Here is a 19,093-nt window from a genome sequence, read left to right as displayed (position 1 = left end):
GCTTGGCAATAGAAAGGGAAAACCATGCCCGAGGGCGATATCCTTGAAAGGCCCCGCCTGGATCCTGAAAAATTCCGCGATCCCGCGCGCACGGTGGGCGGCGGGCCGCGCGCCAGTGTGGCGCTGACGGCGCTGAAAACACTATGGTTCAACACCGGCAGTCTGTGCAACATCACCTGCCGCAATTGCTATATGGATTCAAGTCCGAGCAACGATCGTTTGGTCTACCTCCGCCGTGACGAGGCCGCCGACTTCCTGCGCCAGATCGCCGCCCGCGGATATCCGGTCGAAGAGATCGGATTGACGGGCGGCGAGCCGTTCATGAACCCGGACATCATCGCCATCATGGGCGACGCCCTATCCCGTGGTTTTCGCGTTCTGGTGCTGACCAATGGCATGAAACCGTTGTGGCACAAGCGCACCGCCATGAAGGCGCTGATCGCGGCGCACGGCGACGCACTGGCGTTTCGGGTGTCGATCGACCACCACACCCGCGAGGGCCACGAGGCCGTGCGCGGCGCCAACACCTGGGACGCGATGGCGCGCACGCTGGCGTGGCTGATCGACGCCGGGGCCAACCTTGCGGTCGCCGGGCGCACCGTGTGGGGCGAAAGCGAAAGCGAAAGCCGGGCCGGTTACGGCGCGCTTTTCAAGACTCTCGATCTGCCGCTCGACGCCGGGAATCCATCCCATCTGGTGCTGTTTCCCGAAATGGACGACACCCTGGACGTGCCCGAGATCACCACCGCGTGCTGGTCGATTTTGGGCGTGCGTCCGGACGCCCAGATGTGCGCGTCGTCGCGGATGGTGGTTCGGCGCAAGGGGGACGCCGCGCCCACCGTGGTCCCGTGTACCCTGCTGCCCTATGATCGTCGCTTCGATCTGGGTCCATCCCTCGACGCCGCCGAGGCGTACGGACCGGTGGCGTTGAACCATCCCCACTGCGCGCGCTTTTGCGTATTGGGTGGGGCGTCGTGCAGCGTGTAAGCCATTGGATGCGCCGGACGGCCCTCGTGTGTTTCGCGCCGCATGCGATGTGCGCTTATGGCACGCGGGACTCGACATGCCGACGCAGGCTGCTTAGATATGAGGGCTTGGATAGTAATTTCCGATAACGCTCGTCGCCGCTTACCTGGAGGACTCATGAGACAAGCCGAACCGGTATCGCAAGGCCTCTACGAACTGACGACCCGGTCGATCAGGGTGATGGTCGAGCCGTATTATCTGGAAGAGCAATCGACCCCGGAAGAGAACCATTATGTTTGGGCGTACCATGTGACCATTGAAAATAATGGCCATGTCGCGGTGCAGGTGCTTGGGCGGTACTGGCGCGTTACCGACGCCGCCGGGGCGGTGCAGGAAGTTTCCGGCGAGGGCGTTGTCGGCGAAACGCCGGTGCTCGACCCCGGCGACAGTTACGAATACACCAGCGGCACCCCTTTGGGTACGCCGTCGGGCATCATGGCGGGGCGTTACCGCATCAAGGCTGAAACAGGCGAAGAATTTGAAATTGAAATTCCGGCATTCTCTTTGGATAGCCCGCATCAAAAAGGCTTGATTAACTGAAGAATAGAGGCTTAGTTCTAATAATCTTAATGCACAATATAAGGCGCCCACGCATTCGTGCGTAGGCCGTTCCCACCCGCCGACCGTAACCTTAAGGACACTGACCGTGAGCGCCAATTCCCCCGAGAACACCGATCAAAAACCCACGCGTGAAGAGGCCGAAGAGGCGGTGCGCACCTTGCTGCGTTGGGCGGGCGATGATCCCCGCCGCGAGGGTTTACTGGACACGCCGGGGCGGGTGGTGCGTGCGTATGGCGAATTTTTTCGGGGCTATGACGAGGACCCGGAGGATATCCTCAAACGCACCTTCGAGGAGGTCGAAGGCTACGATGAACTGGTCCTGTTGCGCGATATCCGTTTCGAGTCGCACTGCGAACACCACCTTGCCCCGATTATCGGCAAGGCTCATGTCGGCTATCTTCCCGACCGCCGGGTGGTCGGCATTTCGAAATTGGCGCGAGTCATCGAAGCCTACGCCAAGCGCCTACAAATTCAAGAAAAAATGACCGCCCAGATCGCCAACACCATCGACGAGGTCCTGCAACCTCTGGGCGTCGCCGTGGTGATCGAGGCCGCGCACCAGTGCATGACCACACGGGGTGTGCACAAGCCCGGCGTCACCATGGTGACGTCGCGGATGCTAGGGGCCTTTCGCAACGACCCATCGACCCGTCGCGAATTTCTCGCCATGGTCGCCAACGCGCCGTCGCGCACGGTGGACGGGGCCAACACCTAACGCCGGGCCGCGGTTGCGGACCCCAGGGCCATATGCGCCGCGCACCCGCCGGACGGGAATGAATGCGGGCGTGGGGGCGCGCCGTCCATCCGTCCGGCTCCATCCGCGCCGTGAGGCTTGACGTTGGCGTCGCAAAAGGCTCAATTTGACGCCCCGGGCGGCGCTCCGGGTGGGTTCGTGTTTTTCAGGGACCGGCGTCGAATTTTAGGGTTGAGGTTTGAGGGAGTGACGTTCGGGTGATCGGTTTCCGCCCCATCTTCATCGTTATCGGCATGATGCTGGTGACGCTGTCCGCAGGGATGATCATACCGGCCGCGGTCGATGCGGCCGTCGGCCACGCCGATTGGCAAGTCTTCACCGTTTCGGCGGGGGCGACCCTTTTCGTCGGCATCTCGATGACCCTGACGAGCCGTTCCGGGGAAATCCGTCTGACCCCGCGCCAGGCCTTTATCATGACCGTCCTCAGTTGGATCGTGATGACGCTGTTCGCCGCGTTGCCGTTTCATTTTTCGGAACTGAAGCTCAGCTTTACCGATGCCTTTTTCGAGGCGATGTCGGGCCTGACGACGACGGGATCGACGGTGATCGTCGGACTTGATCACGCCCCGCCCGGCATTTTGTTGTGGCGGGCGTTGCTGCAATGGTTGGGCGGGATCGGTATTATCGTCACCGCGATCGCCGTGATGCCGATGTTGCGCGTCGGCGGGATGCAGTTGTTTCGCATGGAATCATCGGACCAATCGGAAAAAACGATGCCCCGGGCGACCCAGATCGCGACGGCGATCGGGGGTATTTATCTGGGACTGACGATCATCTGGGCGGTCGCCTATAAGCTGGCCGGGATGACCGGTTTCGACGCCGTGGTGCACGCCATGACGACCCTCGCCACGGGCGGATTTTCGAACTCCGACGCTTCGGTTGGCCTGTTCGACAATACGGCGATCGATATTGTCGCCATCGTGGGCATGATCGTCGGCGCGTTGCCGTTTATCCTTTATCTTAAGGCGTTGCGCGGCGATGTTCGCGCCTTGATTTTCGACAGTCAGGTGCGTTGGTTTTTAACCATCGCCGCCACGATCGTGCTGATCGCCACCGCGTGGTTGTGGCTGAGCGGTCAAATGGGAATCGCGCCGGCTCTGCGCCACGCCGCCTTCAACGTCATCTCGGTGATGACGGGCACCGGCTACGCTACCCACGATTTCGGCCTTTGGGGCAGCTTGGCGCTGCCGCTGTTCTTTTTCACCATGTTCATCGGCGGTTGCGCCGGATCGACCACCTGCGGGATTAAGATTTTTCGCTTCCAGATTCTGTATGCCGCGACGCGGGTTCAGGTGCACCGCCTATTGCAGCCCCACGGCGTCTTCATCCCCTATTACAACCGCCGCCCGGTGGATGACGAGGTGATCATCTCGGTGCTCAGTTTCTTTTTCGTCTTCGGCCTGTGCTTCGCCGCCCTGGCGATCGGCCTCGGGCTGGTCGGGCTGGATTTCCTGACCGCGATTTCCAGCGCCGCCACCGCGATCGCCAACGTCGGCCCGGCGTTAGGTCCCATCGTCGGCCCGTCGGGGACTTTCCAATCGCTGCCCGACGCCGCCAAGTGGATGCTTTCGGTGGGGATGCTGTTGGGGCGGTTGGAGCTGTTCACCGTCCTGGTGCTGTTCTCGCCGACTTTTTGGCGCGGTTAGGACACGGGTAAAAATCCGTAATGGTGGCCCTTAGCGTATCCATGACGCGAGATGCGCGCGAATATTTTTTTCCATGGTCGTGTCGAAGGCGCGCGTGACCTTATCGACCAGATCGAACCACACTCTTTGTCGGTCGTTCAGCGAGGCGTCCTCGGCGATGGTGCGGGTATGGCTCGCTTGGGCGCGCGCGAATCCGTGGCCGCCGCCGTCGGAAATTTCGAGCACCGCCTTGACGTCCGCGCGATAACGTTCGGATTGCGCGGCGCCGAATAACGTTTCGATTCCGGCCGGGGTTTTAAGAGGTTGCGCGATAACGCTGGCGTTTTCGATGACGAAGGTGGCGACACCGCTATCGCCCACGGCCCTTAGGCGGTCGGCGGCCCACCGCCGAAGGGCCTTTTCGGGCGTCGTCGCGAGGCGGTATTCGATGTGGGGGGGCGCGAGCGGCGCCTGGTATGTCGAACGGACCACTATTTTGGCGACGTTCAGGGCGATCGGCGCCTTGTAGACGAAGCTGATTTCGGGCAGCACCTGCGTCGGCGGCGTCGTTTGGCAGCCGGCGACGGCGAGCGTGGCGACGACGAAGACGGCGCGGATAAAGACGGAGCGAAGCGACATGGGCGAGGTCTCGTATGGAGTGAGCGCTGGCAACGACTATCGGCCCCGACCGCCTTCTTTTCAAGGGGGCTTTTTATGAAGGTTCGTCGCCCTCCGCCGGGCGGTATATGTCATCCAGCGCGGGACCGTCGAAGCGGTAATCGCGTTTGCAAAACTCGCAGACCACCAAAACGGTCCCGGTTTCGTCGATGATCTCGTCACGGGGGAAAGACTTGAGGGTGGCGATCACTTTTTCCCGCGAACACCGACAGCGTTGAAAGAGGGCCTTGGCCTCGAACGCCCGCACGCCATCTTCATGATACAGGCGATAGGCAAGGGTTTCCGGCGACAGCTCGGGAGAGAGGAACTCCTCACTTGTCATTGAACGCAATTTCATCACGGCGCCGCGCCAATCGTTATCGTCGGCCTGGCGACGTTCGGGGTCTCCTTCATTGTCGTTGCGGCCTCGATTTCCGCCGTGGTCGGGCATCTTTTGGATCATCAACGCCCCGGAGGAGATCGCACCGTCCGTGGCGGTGGCGTTAAACAGGGTGATTTCGGTGGGCAACTGTTCGGACTGGCGGAAATATTCGTGGGCGGCGCCGGCGAGGCTGCCGCCGGTCAGCGCGGTGACCCCCTGATAACGTTCCATGTCCGCGCCTTGATCGACGGTGAACGCCATGTGCCCGGCGCCCAGCAGGTGCGCCGTATCGGGGGCGGTGTCGGCGTCTTCCAGCATGTTGACGCCGTCGGCGTCGAAACGGGCGTAACCGCGCATCGCGCCGTCGCTGCCCAAGTCGATCAAGATCATGCTCAGGGGGCCGTCGCCTTGGATTTGCAGGGAAAACATGCCGTCGTATTTAAGCGAACTGGCGAGCACCGCGGTCAGGGCCGCCGCCTCGCCGATCCGGGCGGCGACGAGAGGCGGGTAATCGTGGCGCGCACACAGGTCGCCGATGGTATCGTGCAAGCGCACGAGGCGCCCGCGTACGTTGAAGCGTTCAATTTGGAAGGTTTGCACCAGATCAAACCCGGGAACCGTCGTCATCGCGTCCTCATCATTTTTTCGAAACATGCCTAACCGATCCCGTTAACCCACGAGTGGCGGAGATTTTCGCTTTTCCCGACTACCAATCACGATCGCGGTCAGGACCAAGGCCAGGCCCAGAGCATGGGCCGCGCTAAACGCTTCGCCCAGAAACAGAGTCGCGCTTAGCGTCGCGCTGATGGGCATGACGCCGGTGAACAGCCCCGCCAGCGAGGCGGGCACCCGGACAATCCCGCGATACCACAACATCAGGGAAATGACGCTGGCGGCGAGGGCGTAATACACCAGCCCCAGCGCCATGACCAGGGAAACCCGGCGGATATCGAAGGCGGAATATTGCCACCACGCCAGAGGCAGCGACAAGGCCAGGCCGATTGCGTTGATCCACGCCGCCATGGTGATCGGCGGAACTTTACCCGAAAGCTTTTTGGCGAAAATGGTGAATAGGGCCTCCGAGACGACAGCGCACAGCACCAGGGCGTTACCGAGTAGCGCCGCCGCGCCGCCGCCGGGTACGGGCGCGGCGGCGTGCCGGGCGAACGACGATGCATCGCCCAGATTGATTGCGGCGATGCCCAACACCGCCAGGGCGATGGCGCCGGCGCGCCGGCGGCTCATCGCCTCGCCCAGCATCGCCACCGACAGCACCGCGACCACCGCCGGGATGGTGCTGGTGATCACCCCGGCGCTGGAGGCCGAGGTCAGCCGCACGCCGTGAAGCATGAATGCGGTGAACAGGAAGACGCCGAAAAAAGCTTGCCAGAACAGATCGCGCCATTGGCCGCGGCTAATCGCGGCGGTGGTGCGCCCCTCGATCCCGCGGGCGAGGGGAAATAAGATGACGATGGCGATGAAAAACCGCGCGGCGGCGAAAACAAAAACCGGGACCACGGCGACGATCGCCTTGCCCAGGGCGATGTTCGCCCCGACCACGGCCATCGCCGCCGCCAATTGAAGGTATGCCGCGATCATCCACCTTGCCTCCGCCTCCGCCTCCGTCTCCGTTTGGGGCCGATCCTACGTGGGGGCGAGTTTTCCCCGACTTACGACAAGCACCACGCCAGGATCCCCTTTTGCGCATGGAGACGGTTTTCCGCCTCGTCCCAGATCACCGAGCGGGGGCCGTCGATGACCTCGGCGGTGACCTCCTCACCGCGATGGGCGGGCAGACAGTGCATGAACAGGGCGTCGTCCTTGGCCAACGCCATGCGCCGGGCGTCGATCTGGAAGGGTTGCAGCATGTTATGGCGTTTCCCGGCGTCCTCGTCGCCCATCGACACCCAAGTGTCGGTGACGATCAAATCCGCGTCGGCGCACGCCGCGTCGGCATCCTTGCCTTGCGTGACGTCGCCCCCTTCGCGGGCGGCCCAGGCGAGCACGTCGGCGGGTACGGCGAGCGCCTCGGGGCAGGCTAGGCGCAGGGCGAAGCCGAAGCGCACCGCGGCGTGAATGTAGGATACCGCCATGTTGTTGCCGTCGCCGCACCACGCGACGGTGCGCCCGGCGATAGGGCCACGGTGTTCCTCATAGGTCATGATGTCGGCCATTAACTGGCAGGGGTGGCTGCGGTCGGTCAGCCCGTTGATCACCGGGATATCGGCGTGTTGCTCCAACTCGACGAGTTTTTGCGGATCGTCGGTGCGGATCATGATGGCGTTGACATAGCGCGACAGCACCCGCGCCGTGTCGGCGACGGTCTCGCCCCGGCCCAACTGGGAATCCTGATCGCCCAAAATCACCACGTGACCGCCCAGCTGCACCATGCCGACCTCGAACGAAACCCGGGTGCGGGTGGACGGTTTTTCGAAGATCATCGCCAGCGTTTTGCCGTGCAGGGGCTTATCGTCCCCGCCTTCTGCCCGGGCGCGTTTGAGGTCGCCGCCCAGGTCCAAAATGCGCCGCAGCGTTTGCGCGTCAAGGCGATCGAGATCGAGAAAATGCTTAGGATTGGACATAGCGGGAGCTCCTTAAGACGCTTGCCGGGCGGCGACCGCGGCGAGAATGCCCAGGGCCTCCTCGACGTGCGCTTGTTCGATGATCAGCGGCGGCAGAAAGCGCAGCACATTTTCTCCGGCCGGGGCGACCAGAAGACCGGCGTCCTCCAGGGTCTTTTTGAGATCGCGGTTTTCGACTCCGGGGGCGCATTTCAAGCCGAGCATCAAGCCCTGGCCTCGGCTTTCGACGAAGACCTGGGGGAAACGCCGGGCCAGATCGTCGAGCCCGGCCTTGAGGGCGCCGCCGACCTCGACCACATGACCGAGAAAGCCGTCTTCCAAAATAACATCGAGAACCGCGTTTCCGACCGTCGTCGCCAGGGGGTTGCCGCCATAGGTGGTGCCGTGGTTGCCGACGCCGAGCACGGCGGCTTTTTCGGTGGCGAGACACGCACCCAGGGGGAAGCCGCCGCCGATGCCCTTCGCGGTGGCGACGATGTCGGGGCGGATGTCGGCCCATTCATGGGCGAACAGCTTGCCGGTGCGGCCCATGCCGCACTGCACCTCGTCGAACATCAAAAGCAGGCCGAACTCGTCGGCGACACTGCGCAGGCGCTTTAGATATTCGGGGTCGGCGGCGCGCAGGCCGCCCTCGCCCTGCACCGGCTCGACCAGGATGGCGGCGGTCTGGGGGGTGATGGCGGCGCGCAGTTCGTTTAGATTGCCGAAGGCGACATGGTCGAAGCCGTCCATCGCCGGGGCGAAACCCTGAAGATGCTTTTCCTGGCCGCCGGCGGCGATGGTCGCCAGGGTGCGCCCGTGAAAGGCGTTGCGACACGCGATGACGCGGTACTTTTCTGGATTTCCGGCGTCGTCGTGATACTTACGGATCATCTTTAGGCCGCATTCCACCGCCTCCGCCCCGGAGTTGGTGAAAAACACGCTGTCGGCGAAGGAGGCATCGACCAGCCGTTGGGCCAGGCGCTCCTGCGTGGGGATTCGGTACATGTTCGACAGGTGCCACAATTTATCCACCTGCGCATGCAGCGCCGCCACCAGATGGGGGTGGCAATGGCCCAGCGAGGAGACGGCGATGCCGGCGGCGAAATCCAGGTATCGCTTGCCGTCCACGTCGTATAAATAAACGCCTTCGCCCTTTTCGAACACGACATCGCCGGGAGCGTACGTTGGCATCAACGCGGGGATCACAATTCTCTCCTTCAACTGGCTGTGGCCGCGACATCGCGGACCGTAAAATTACGGAAAGCCGGAGAGTATCTGGCCCCGCACCGGGGCTGTCAACGCTATTTCATCGTGGTGTCAACGGATGACGGTATGTGGTGGCGGGGGTTTGGGCGGAAACTGAAGGCTCACGCCTTCAGTTTATAGCCGGTCTTGAACATGCGATAGCAAATGACCCACAACACCAGATTGACGAAGAAAATCACCGCAAGTCCGCGCATGGGCGGCGCGTCGGCGACGCCGATGAAGCCATAGCGAAAACCGTCGATCATGTAGAAGAAGGGATTGATATGGGCGAAAAACTGAAAATTTTCCGGCAGCCGGCTGATCGAATAAAAAGTGCCCGACAAAAATGACAGTGGGGTCACGATGAAGTTGGTGACCGCCGCGATATGATCGAACTTGTCGGACCAGATGCCCCCCACTAGCCCGAGCAAGGAAAGCATCAAAGACGCCCCCACCGCGTGAAATAGGATATAGCCGAAATGATGGATGTGCAGGGGCACGAAAAGGGCGACCACCGCGGCGACGACGACGCCCACCACGACACCCCGGGTCGCCCCGCCCATGGCGATCGCCAGGGTTTGTTCGTGGGCGGTCAGCGGCGGCATCAGGGTATCGACGATATTGCCTTGGACTTTCGAAATCACGATCGAGGACGAGGTGTTGGCGAACGCGTTTTGCACCATCGCCATCATAATCAGGCCGGGGGCGAGGAATTCGGTGAACGGGATGTCGCCGACCATCCTGACCGAACGTCCCATCGCCAGAACGAAAACGGCTAAGAATAATAGTGTCGTAACCACTGGGCCAATGATGGTTTGCGTGTAAACTTTTAGAAAGCGGCGCACCTCGCGCACATAAAGGGTGCCCAGGCCGATCCAGTTACTGCCGGCAAGATTGTCCATGTTTTTCGTTTCCTCGGGACTGTCGAGATTGTCGCCGTTGCGGGCGGCGGGCGCATGTGGGGTAATATAGGGAAAAGAGCCGCGCACGCCACCCCACGTGAAGCCGCAATGTAGGATTTTATGTCGATGAAGAGAGAAAAATCGAAAAAAAGCGCGGTAAAAAACACGGCGGCCTCGCGCGTACGCGAGGTGACGCCGCGCTATCTGGAGAACGCGGCGTTATACTACCTCGAACGGTTTGCCTCATCGGCGGCTAATTTGCGCGCGGTGCTGATGCGTAAAGTCGTCAAATCGGCCTATCATCACGGCGCCGACCCCAAGGAGGGCGAGACCTGGGTGGATGCGTTGATCGCGCGGTTTGTCGCCTCGGGGTTGCTTGACGACCGCGCCTATGCCGAGGCGCGGGTTGCGAGTTTACGTCGTCAAGGAAACTCGGCGCGGGCCATTCGGGCCAAGCTTTTGCAAAAGGGCGTGGATGGGGAGCTCATCGAAGAGGCGCTAAAAAAGCACGGCGCGGGAGAAGAGCTTTCGGCGCAGGATGAAGAATTCGAGGCGGCGTTGCGCTTCGCCCGCAGGCGCAGGTTGGGGTCCTTTGCGCCCGCCGCCACCCGCGCCGTGCGCCGCGATAAGGACATGGCGGCCCTGGCGCGCGCCGGATTTTCCTACGATACCGCCCGGCGCATCATCGACGCCGTCCCCGAGGACCCGGAGGCGTGAAGCGTGAGACATGAGGCCGGGCCTTCCGAAAATTGCGCAGTCATGATACCTCTGGGGACCGTCGCCATGCGGGGGCGCATTTTTTAACGTATTCGGGGTGTCATGGGTCAAGACATTGGAGTGAAGTTGGAAAAATTCTGGGTGTTGGTGGTCCAGGTCTGGCGCACCGGGGTCCTCGGGATTGACATCGGGCATATTCTGGGCGCGATGGGTATTTTTCTTGTCTTCATTGTGTTGCGGCGGGTCGTCAGCGCCTTCATCATGGCGCGGCTCGAAGCCTGGACCCGGCGCACAAAGACCGACATCGACAATCGAATTGTCGATGTTCTCGAACCACCCATTCAGTTTATTCCCATCGTTCTGGGTGCGTTTTTCGCCGTCGATTTTCTCAATCTGAGAAGCACGTATGCTCTGCTCGGCGACAATATCGTGCGCAGCCTGATCGTGTTCACGATCTTCTGGGCCTTTCACCGCGCCGTGGCGCCCCTAAGCGACGGCCTCAAGCGTTTGGAAAAGCTGTTCACCGCGGCGATGCTGGAATGGTTGGTCAAGGCGATCAAGGCCGCGATTATTTTTATCGGCGCGGCGACGATCCTGCAAATCTGGGGGATTCAGGTGGGGCCGCTGATCGCCGGACTGGGGCTGTTTGGCGTGGCCGTCGCCCTGGGTGCGCAAGACCTGTTTAAAAACTTGATCGCGGGTCTTCTGGTGATCGCGGAAAAGCGCTTCAATCAAGGCGACTGGATCTTGGTCGAAGGCACCGTCGAGGGCACCGTGGAAAGTATCGGCTTTCGTTCTACCTTGGTGCGCCGCTTCGACAAGGCGCCGGTGTACGTTCCCAATTCGAAGCTATCGGATACCGCCGTGGTCAATTTTTCGAAAATGACCCACCGGCGGATTTATTGGAAAATCGGCGTCGTTTACAGCACCACGGTGGCCCAGTTGCGCCAAATCCGTGACGATATCGAGGCCTATGTGTTGGCCGGCGACGATTTCGCCAAGCCGCCCGAGGTGGCGATGTTCGTGCGTATCGACCGGTTCAACGACTCGTCCATCGATATCATGCTGTATTGCTTCACCAAGACGACCGTTTGGGGGGAATGGCTGGCGATCAAGGAGCAGCTCGCCTATCACGTCAAGGAAGTTGTCGAGGGGGCGGGATCGTCGTTCGCTTTTCCGTCGCGTTCGCTGTACGTCGAAACGCCGGGCGCCGACCAGGCGGAGACCTTTTTGCCTCCGAACGACACCCCTCCTCCATCTTTATGACCGAAACGATAAAGGATACGCCGTGATGACGACGACAATTTATCACAATCCCCGATGCAGCAAATCGCGACAGACCCTAGCGCTGATCGAGGAAAAAGGAATATCGCCACGTATTGTGGAATATTTGCAAACGCCGCCGGACGCCGCCACGTTGCGCGATATTTTGACCAAGCTGGGCAAGGGCCCGAAAGACATCGTACGCGTCAAGGAGGCCCGAGAGGAAGGGTTGGACATCGCCGCGCTGGATGACGACGCCGTGATTGCGGCGATGGTCGCCCACCCGCGGATTATCGAGCGTCCAATCGTTGTTAAGAACGGTAAGGCCGCCCTAGGACGGCCTCCCGAAAGCGTTCTCGACATTCTCTTATAAACTCATAAGAGGTTGTCGAGGCGCGCCCGGCGGCCCCGTTAGTCTTCGCGGATTTGGACGATGAAACGCTGAACCTCGCCGCGCAAGGATTCGGACTGGCGGGAAAGCTCCGTCGCCGCCGATAGGATTTCCGCTGAGGATTGCCCGGTTTCGGTCGCGGCCTGAGTGACCTCCATGATGTTCGTGGACACCCGAGACGTGCCGTCGGAGGCCTGCTCGACGTTGCGGGCGATTTCCTGGGTCGCCGCGCCCTGTTCCTCGACCGCGGCGGCGATCGCCGAGGCGATCTCGTTCATCTCTCCGATGACTTTGCCGATCGACCCCATGGCCTCCACCGCCTCGCGGGTGGCCCCCTGGATGCCGCCGATCTGGGCGCCGATTTCCTCGGTCGCCTTGGCGGTCTGGTTGGCCAGGTTCTTGACTTCGGAGGCGACGACGGCGAAGCCCTTGCCCGCCTCGCCGGCGCGCGCCGCCTCGATGGTGGCGTTGAGCGCCAGCAGGTTGGTCTGATCGGCGATGTCGGTGATCAGCGCCACGACCTCGCCGATTTTATTGGCGGCCTCGGCGAGGCCCTGAATTTTGGCGTTGGTGCCATCGACCTCGGCCACCGCGGTGCCCGCGATCTGGGTCGATTGGGAAACCTGGCGCGAGATTTCGCTGATCGAGCTGGACAGTTCCTCCGCCGCGCTGGCCACCGTTTGCACGTTGCTCGAAGCTTCCTCGGCGGCGCTGGTCACCGCGCCCGAACGGCTTGAGGTCTGTTCCGCCGTCGCCGACATCGACTTGGCCGAGGCCTGCAATTCGGTCGCCGCCGACGATACCGCCTCGACGACGTGACCGACGCTGGATTGGAAACTTTCCGCGAGATCGTTTCTTTGGCGGCGGCGCGCTTCGAGATTTTTGCGCTCGACGTCCTGACGGTCGATTTCCGCTTGGTCGGCCTGGGCCAGACGCTCCATCGCGGTGTGCAAGATTTTCGCGACGCGGCCAAATTCGTCTTTGCGCGCCGTGCTTAAACTTAATCCCGCGCCATAGTTTTTATCGGAAATTTTGGTGATGTCATCGAGTAGAGCATCGATACTGCCCTTGATAAGCCGGTATAAATAAAGCGCGCCGCCCAGGGCGATCAAAAAACCGACCCCGGCCAAGATGAGGTTGATGCGGATAATCTGAGCGTTTCCCGTTTCGAGGGCCTTGTTGGCGCCGGCAAGGGCCGCGAGGCGCGCATCGGTCGCTTTTTCGACGAGAGACGTCAAGCTATCCATGCTTTTGCCGATTTCCGAGGCGACGGCATCGAAGCTGGGCATCATTTTATTGCCCCCGGCGGGTCCCTGTTCGATATAAATTTTCGCCATTTTTATGCCGGTTTGGTAGTAGGGGTCGAACGCCTTCGTCGCTGCGTCGAGCGCCGTGACCACGTCCGCGTGATTCATGGAGCCGGCGAGGGCGCGGGCTTTTTTGACGTCCTCGGCGAATTTTCCGGCAAATTGCGCCGCGACGTCCAGGCCGTCGTTCAGGCCGTCTTGGCCGCGCGTCGCGGAAATATCGGAAATCCATTGCTGTACCTGGATAACGTCTATTTTGATTTCCTTGATCGACGAGAGCAGCGGGATCGCCCTGTCGCCGACCGCAGCGGCCTCTTCGCTGGCGGCGCTCAATCGGTTCGTTTGGGAGCCAAGATTGAAGAAAGTTACCGCCGATGCGCCGGAAAAAACAATCAAAATGGCGATTAAGATGGCGCCCAAGCGAAACGTAACGGTCATAGCGGCCTGTTCCTTTATTTCAAGCAACGCATCTGTGCGTTGGGAGAATTCTTAAAACATGTGGTGGAGGGTATGCAACAAGTCCCTCGCAAGGGGGTTCACTGAGACATAGGGACGATCACTCTAAGTTACACATGATAAATTTATACATATTATTTTTGTTAAATAGAGCCCGGCAAGCGCACGACAGCCCCGCTCGTGTCGGTTTTTTAGAGATGGCGTAGGGCAGGTTGGCGCAACCGCGTACGCCCCTTGAGCGCGCGGTCGATTTCATCGATCAAGCGGTTGCGATCCTTTGGTAAGACGCCGGCGAGCGCGAGGCAGTTGGAGGCATGATTGGAACGAAAAATGATCCCCTTCGCGGAGTCGATTGCGGCGATGAGGTGGCGCTGTTCATGCAAAACGGCCAAGTCGTCTTGGGCGTCGAAACCGCCGTCGTAGGCCGTGAGGAAATGCCTTTCGATCGCTTGTTCGAGGGTTAGTTGGAGGGTGGATAGATAGGTCGGCGGCGCGGCGTTGAGCAGTTCGGCGGTGGCGTTGATATGCTCGCGCCATAGGCGGCGCCCGCCAAGGCCCAGAATGACCGTGGCGGAGACCTTCATGCGTGCTTGCGCCGCCTTCTGCAGGGCCTCGACCATGGTCTCGGCGCGGCCTTTGCGGACCGCCCTCAACACCGTGTTTGAACCCGATTCGAGGCCGAAGTATAACAAGGAAAGCCCACCCGCCCTGAGTGCCGTCAATTCCCGGGGAGTCTTGCGTTTTAGGTTGATCGGCGTGGCGTAGCACGAAACCCGCGTCAGCCCGGTAAAGCGTTCTTTCAAACGTTCGAGAATGCGTAGCAGGTGATCGCCGGGCAGGCCCAGGGCGTCGCCGTCGGCCAGAAAGACGCGCCCGGCGTCCGGCCAGACGGCGTGGGCGCGGTCGATATCGGCGAAGACGTCGCCCAGCGCGCGCGCGCGATAGCTCTTGTCCTTGTACATCGAACAAAAGGTGCAGGCGTTGAAGCTGCATCCAAGCGTCGCTTGGATGATCAGGTTTCGCCCCTCCGAGGGCGGGCGGTACAGCGGCATGTCATAGGTGATCATGAGGACAATCTAACGCCGGGCGGAGGCTACGACAAAAACATTTCCAAGACTTGCGAAAAGTCCGTCAAAATTCAATACTATCGGGATGTTCGGCAACGCGAAGACCAAGGCTCGGTAACTTTAAAGAGTTGTCACTTTCAAAAAGGGGCACCACATCGTGCTGTATGCGCCGACGCGCGCGCGGCTCCGTGTGGATGCGAGGCGAGCAATATCCGGGAACGACAAAAACCGGAGATGATAACGAGATGTCCATGGCGCGACAGGAAGCCAGCATGCCAAACAACGCACCTGTGGAATCCGATGTGGCGGAACAACGCCATCCGGTCCGTGTTCAAGAGGCCCGGCGTTTGTTCGCCATGGCGTCCGACCATCATCGCCGCGGCAACCTGGACGAGGCGGTGCGCGGATATAGCCGGTCGATCGCATTGGATCCGAAGGTGGCCGAAGTGTTCGCCAATCTGGGCGCGGCGATGCGCGCGCAGGGCAAGCGGGAAGCCGCCATCGCCTGTTATCGTCACGCCCTGGCGCTCAACCCCGACTTGGAAGGGGTTTATATCAACCTCTGTCATGTCTTCCGCGATCTGGGGCGCTTCGAGCAAGCCGCCGTCGCCGGCCAGAAAGCCGTGAAAATCAGTCCGCACTCGCGGCAGGCGATCTTTAACATGGGGCTGGCGCTCAGGGATTTGGGGCGCGCGGACGTGGCGCTGGGGTTTTTCCAACAAGTGCTGAACGCGGCGCCCGACTTCCCCGAATGCCGTCTGGAACGGGCCAAGACCTGGTTGCTCAAGGGCAATTTCGAGGCGGGCTTCGCGGATTACGACTGGCGGGAAAAGGTTTCTCCGGTTTCTTGGGGAAATACGCCAAAGCCGCGCTGGCAAGGCCAGCCCCTGGCCGGCAAGACCCTCCTTATCCACGGCGAGCCGACGCTTGGCGAGACGCTGCTGTTCGCGCGGTTCGTTCCCCGGGCCAAAAAACAAGGATGCCGCGTCCTGCTCGAAAGTCCGGCGGAAACCGCGCGCCTTTTGACCGGCGTTGATGGCGTGGACGAAGTCATTATCGCCGGCACGGGGGTGGATGATTTTGATTATCATGTTTCCCTAGGATCCCTGCCCGCCCTGCTCAAGACGGACTGGGCGGCGCTCGCCACGCTGACGCCCTACGTTCGCCCTCCCGAGTTACACACGATCCACGTTCCCACCCGGGAAAATATCCAACTTAAGGTCGGTCTCGTTTGGAACGGTGCGCCCGATTGTGAAGAAACGGCCCAGGATAACTGCCCTTTTGAGACCTTTATCGACCTGATGGGGGTGCCTCGGGTCGCCTTTTTTTCCCTTCAAGGAGGAGAGAAGGCGGGAGATTTGCACACCCACGCTTGCGCGCCGCTGATTACCGACATGGGGGCGATCTTCGACGATTTGTCCGACGCGGCGGCGGCGATCGCACAGCTGGATTTGGTGATCACGGTCAATGCGCCGATAGCCCATCTGGCCGGGGCGATGGGACGCCCGGTATGGCTCCTCGCCGCGCGTCGCAGCGATTGGTTTTGGATGGATGGGCGCGCGGATACGCCGTGGTACCCATCCGTGCGAATTTTTCGTCAGACGCAACAAAACGACTGGCTTCAGCCGATGGGCGCGATCCGCACGGCGTTGCTGGAAATGAGCGATAAGATGATGGCCTCTCTTAAGGGCCGGAAGAGCGCCGCCGCCGCCGGGAGTTGAGATGGCGACACCCAAACCCGCATCGCCTCCTTCTCGGGACGCTCCGCCCGATCCGCCTTCCCGTCTTGGCTTTTGGTCCCGGTTGTTCGGCCTTGGTCCATCCGTCGGACGGATCGATATTCGGGTGTCGCCGTTCATTGACGCCGCCGGGCAAGATCAATCGGCGGCGATTCTGGAAATTTTGGGGGCGCAAAAAGAATTTCGCGTGCGCACGTTGGCGTCGCTGCCGGCGATCGCCGCCGAGGGCAGCCGCGAGGACGCTCTGCGGGCCTGCGCGCAAAGCGCGCAAGGCGAGTTAACGAAATTGGGCGCCGATGTGATCGTGTGGGGCGATGTGCCGCCGCCGGGGACGACGTTGCATGTCTTTTTCGCCGCACCGCCGATTATCGACGACGACCCTCCCGGCGCGATCGAGCCGTTGACGTTGCTGAAGATGCCGGTTGTGATGACGCCGCCGCTGGACGCCATTTTCACTCTGTGCACCCTGGCGGCCACCAACGTGCCGACCGACGCCAAGGTACATCTGATCAAGACGTTGCTCCCTCCGTTGCTGGAGGCCTGCGCGGCGGGCTTCAAAACCTTGCCACTCGATCTTAGCGGGCGTGAGAAGGCTTCGATCGAAATGGTTTACGCCAACGCCTTGGCGATTTTTGCTCAGCGCCTGGGTGTCGGCGAACTGTATGCGTTGTCGCTCAAGCCTTACCGCAACGCGCTTAAGGGGCTTTCCGGCGACGACGTCTTGGGCTGGGCGCGTACCCAGAGAAATCTGGGCGCGGTGCTGCAAACCATGGCCGAGCGGGCCGAGGGAGATATCGAGACCCTGGAGGAGGCCGCCAAATGCTACCGCTCCGCGCTTGAGCGCCTCAGCCGCGAGGCCGCGCCGCTGACCTGGGCGTCGGCGAATAATCGGCTGGGCGAGGTGCTGTACAAGCTCGACCTGATTAGCGGTGAAACCGCGGGAATTAAGGAGTCCCTGACTCTTTATCAAAACGCCCTGCAGGTCTTCAACCGGGCCAGGACGCCCCGTCTGTGGGCCGAGGTGATGACCAATTTCGGACAGGCGGCGCAGGTTTTGGGGCGTGAAATGGGCAATCACGAACTCGTCGAACGGGCCATCGACGCCTGTCGCCACGCCCTCGAAGTGCGTTCCAGAGAGGCCAGTCCGGCGTTGTGGGCGGCGGGTCAGAACAATTTGGGGTCGGCTTTGTTTTTGCTTGGCAACATGTCGGGGAACGTCGGCCACTTCGAGGAGGCCCTAGGAGCGTTCGTCGCCGCGCGCGATATCTATGTGGCCCTGGCCGCGCCTAAGATGATCGAAGTCACCGAGCGCAACATCGCCTACGCCGAAAGCCGATTGCCGGGGACGAACGCCAAGACGGTGCGCACGGGGACGGATGACCGGGAGGGGGACGGCGAGGAATGGTGGCGCATCGGTGAGGAGGAAGAGCGTTCCGATAAGGCGTCGCCGCCCGGCGCGCCGGGGTCCGGGACTCCCGACGCTTAAGGCGCCGCCCGCGCTTAGGAGCGATTACCCGACGGGGCGTGATCGGTCGTCGTGCGGAAATGGATGGGGGGCGGTGACGAAAGTTACCAGACCTTCCATGGCGCGTCGCCGGAGGCCCAGAGATTTTCCAGCAGGCGTTTTTCACGCAACGTGTCCATCGGCTGCCAGAAACCGTCGTGGCGGAAGGCGGCGAGTTGGCGGTCTTGGGCCAGACTTTCCATCGGCGCTTTCTCCCACACCGTATCGTCGCCTTCGATGCGATCGAGAACCTCGGGCCTAAGCACGAAGAACCCACCATTGATAAAGTCGCCCTCGCCGGCGGGTTTTTCGGTGAACCGGGTGACGTCGTCGCCCTCGATCCGGGTGCTGCCGAAGCGCCCCGACGGGCGCACGACGGTCAATGTGGCCTCGCGGTTCTTTTCGTTGTGAAAGGCGATCAGCTTGCCGATATCGACATCGCACAAGCCGTCGCCATAGGTCATGCAGAAGCTTTCATCGGGATGAAGATAGGGCCGGACGCGCTTGATGCGCCCGCCGGTCATCGAATGCAGGCCGGTTTCGACCAGTGTGACCTTCCACGGCTCGGCCTCGGAGGAATGGTAGACGATCTCGTTTTTCGCCAGGTCCAAGGTAACGTCGGAACGGTGCAGGACGTAGTTGGCGAAAAATTCCTTGATAATGTAGCCCTTGTAGCCGAGGCAGACGATGAACTCGGTGAGACCATGGGCGGCGTAAATCTTCATGATGTGCCAGAGGATCGGCATCGACCCAATTTCGATCATCGGTTTTGGCTTAAGGTCGGATTCTTCGGCGATACGCGTGCCCAAACCGCCGGCCAAAATGACGACTTTCATATCCAATTCTCCACCATCGACCCCCTGTTTTCCATCGCCGTCCGACGGTGGGGCCATACGACCGACAGGAATACCCGATGGTCCGGCCAAACACAAG

General features: G+C 61.3%; 18 protein-coding genes. 9 read left to right on the top strand and 9 right to left on the bottom strand.

Going from position 1 to position 19,093, the window contains the following annotated elements; genetic code table 11:
• Nucleotides 1-24: 24 nt before the first annotated feature.
• From P3M64_RS08790 to P3M64_RS08775, 4 genes are all read left to right on the top strand, one after another.
• The gene (locus P3M64_RS08790; RefSeq protein WP_132937692.1) at nt 25-987 is read left to right on the top strand and encodes a radical SAM protein; all 963 of its coding nucleotides are present in this window, start codon (nt 25-27) and stop codon (nt 985-987) included.
• A gap of 156 nt (nt 988-1,143) precedes the next feature.
• The gene (gene apaG, locus P3M64_RS08785; RefSeq protein ID WP_132937693.1) at nt 1,144-1,566 is read left to right on the top strand and encodes a Co2+/Mg2+ efflux protein ApaG; all 423 of its coding nucleotides are present in this window, start codon (nt 1,144-1,146) and stop codon (nt 1,564-1,566) included.
• Nucleotides 1,567-1,672: 106 nt separating this feature from the next.
• On the top strand, nt 1,673-2,302 hold the full coding sequence (gene folE, locus P3M64_RS08780; RefSeq protein WP_243644666.1) for a GTP cyclohydrolase I FolE: 630 nt from the start codon (nt 1,673-1,675) through the stop codon (nt 2,300-2,302).
• A 236-nt stretch (nt 2,303-2,538) separates the two neighbouring features.
• Nucleotides 2,539-3,987 (top strand): TrkH family potassium uptake protein, encoded by a 1,449-nt coding sequence (locus P3M64_RS08775; RefSeq protein WP_243644667.1) that lies wholly within the window; start codon nt 2,539-2,541, stop codon nt 3,985-3,987.
• A 30-nt stretch (nt 3,988-4,017) separates the two neighbouring features.
• Here P3M64_RS08775 and P3M64_RS08770 read toward each other — a convergent pair whose 3' ends face one another.
• The 6 genes from P3M64_RS08770 to P3M64_RS08745 all read right to left on the bottom strand — a co-directional run bounded on the left by P3M64_RS08770 (nt 4,018) and on the right by P3M64_RS08745 (nt 9,716).
• A complete protein-coding gene (locus P3M64_RS08770; RefSeq protein WP_132937695.1) occupies nt 4,018-4,605 on the bottom strand; it encodes a hypothetical protein in 588 nt (195 codons plus the stop codon).
• A gap of 73 nt (nt 4,606-4,678) precedes the next feature.
• The gene (hslO, locus tag P3M64_RS08765; RefSeq protein ID WP_132937696.1) at nt 4,679-5,659 is read right to left on the bottom strand and encodes an Hsp33 family molecular chaperone HslO; all 981 of its coding nucleotides are present in this window, start codon (nt 5,657-5,659) and stop codon (nt 4,679-4,681) included.
• 15 nt (nt 5,660-5,674) lie between these two features.
• Entirely contained in the window at nt 5,675-6,604 is a 930-nt protein-coding gene (locus P3M64_RS08760; RefSeq protein WP_132937697.1) for a DMT family transporter, read from the bottom strand.
• Nucleotides 6,605-6,675: 71 nt separating this feature from the next.
• Nucleotides 6,676-7,587 (bottom strand): ornithine carbamoyltransferase, encoded by a 912-nt coding sequence (gene argF, locus P3M64_RS08755; protein WP_132937698.1) that lies wholly within the window; start codon nt 7,585-7,587, stop codon nt 6,676-6,678.
• A 12-nt stretch (nt 7,588-7,599) separates the two neighbouring features.
• Nucleotides 7,600-8,775, bottom strand: a complete 1,176-nt coding sequence (locus P3M64_RS08750; protein WP_243644668.1) for an aspartate aminotransferase family protein — start codon at nt 8,773-8,775, stop codon at nt 7,600-7,602.
• 161 nt (nt 8,776-8,936) lie between these two features.
• The gene (locus tag P3M64_RS08745; protein ID WP_132937919.1) at nt 8,937-9,716 is read right to left on the bottom strand and encodes an ABC transporter permease; all 780 of its coding nucleotides are present in this window, start codon (nt 9,714-9,716) and stop codon (nt 8,937-8,939) included.
• A gap of 126 nt (nt 9,717-9,842) precedes the next feature.
• On the opposite strand from P3M64_RS08745, the gene P3M64_RS08740 reads away from it, so the two are divergent.
• The 3 genes from P3M64_RS08740 to arsC all read left to right on the top strand — a co-directional run bounded on the left by P3M64_RS08740 (nt 9,843) and on the right by arsC (nt 12,069).
• Nucleotides 9,843-10,433: a regulatory protein RecX gene (locus P3M64_RS08740; RefSeq protein WP_132937699.1), complete on the top strand. Its 591-nt coding sequence runs from the start codon at nt 9,843-9,845 to the stop codon at nt 10,431-10,433.
• A 102-nt stretch (nt 10,434-10,535) separates the two neighbouring features.
• Nucleotides 10,536-11,699, top strand: a complete 1,164-nt coding sequence (locus P3M64_RS08735) for a mechanosensitive ion channel family protein (protein ID WP_132937700.1) — start codon at nt 10,536-10,538, stop codon at nt 11,697-11,699.
• Nucleotides 11,700-11,724: 25 nt separating this feature from the next.
• Nucleotides 11,725-12,069: an arsenate reductase (glutaredoxin) gene (arsC, locus tag P3M64_RS08730; RefSeq protein WP_132937701.1), complete on the top strand. Its 345-nt coding sequence runs from the start codon at nt 11,725-11,727 to the stop codon at nt 12,067-12,069.
• Between the two features lie 38 nt (nt 12,070-12,107).
• Here the strand turns inward: arsC and P3M64_RS08725 are convergent, their stop codons facing one another.
• On the bottom strand, nt 12,108-13,832 hold the full coding sequence (locus tag P3M64_RS08725) for a methyl-accepting chemotaxis protein (RefSeq protein ID WP_132937702.1): 1,725 nt from the start codon (nt 13,830-13,832) through the stop codon (nt 12,108-12,110).
• A gap of 209 nt (nt 13,833-14,041) precedes the next feature.
• Nucleotides 14,042-14,917: a radical SAM protein gene (locus P3M64_RS08720; RefSeq protein ID WP_132937703.1), complete on the bottom strand. Its 876-nt coding sequence runs from the start codon at nt 14,915-14,917 to the stop codon at nt 14,042-14,044.
• A gap of 272 nt (nt 14,918-15,189) precedes the next feature.
• On the opposite strand from P3M64_RS08720, the gene P3M64_RS08715 reads away from it, so the two are divergent.
• Together P3M64_RS08715 and P3M64_RS08710 are read left to right on the top strand one after the other, a co-directional pair.
• Nucleotides 15,190-16,638: a tetratricopeptide repeat protein gene (locus tag P3M64_RS08715; RefSeq protein WP_165886202.1), complete on the top strand. Its 1,449-nt coding sequence runs from the start codon at nt 15,190-15,192 to the stop codon at nt 16,636-16,638.
• 1 nt (nt 16,639) lies between these two features.
• The gene (locus tag P3M64_RS08710; RefSeq protein WP_132937705.1) at nt 16,640-18,142 is read left to right on the top strand and encodes a tetratricopeptide repeat protein; all 1,503 of its coding nucleotides are present in this window, start codon (nt 16,640-16,642) and stop codon (nt 18,140-18,142) included.
• Between the two features lie 83 nt (nt 18,143-18,225).
• Here the strand turns inward: P3M64_RS08710 and rfbF are convergent, their stop codons facing one another.
• On the bottom strand, nt 18,226-19,053 hold the full coding sequence (gene rfbF / locus P3M64_RS08705; RefSeq protein WP_456119826.1) for a glucose-1-phosphate cytidylyltransferase: 828 nt from the start codon (nt 19,051-19,053) through the stop codon (nt 18,226-18,228).
• Nucleotides 19,054-19,093: the final 40 nt, after the last annotated feature.

The sequence above is a fragment of the Varunaivibrio sulfuroxidans genome (genome assembly GCF_029318635.1).
GTDB lineage: Bacteria > Pseudomonadota > Alphaproteobacteria > Rhodospirillales > Magnetovibrionaceae > Varunaivibrio > Varunaivibrio sulfuroxidans.
This window is presented reverse-complemented; position numbering and strand designations above follow the sequence as displayed.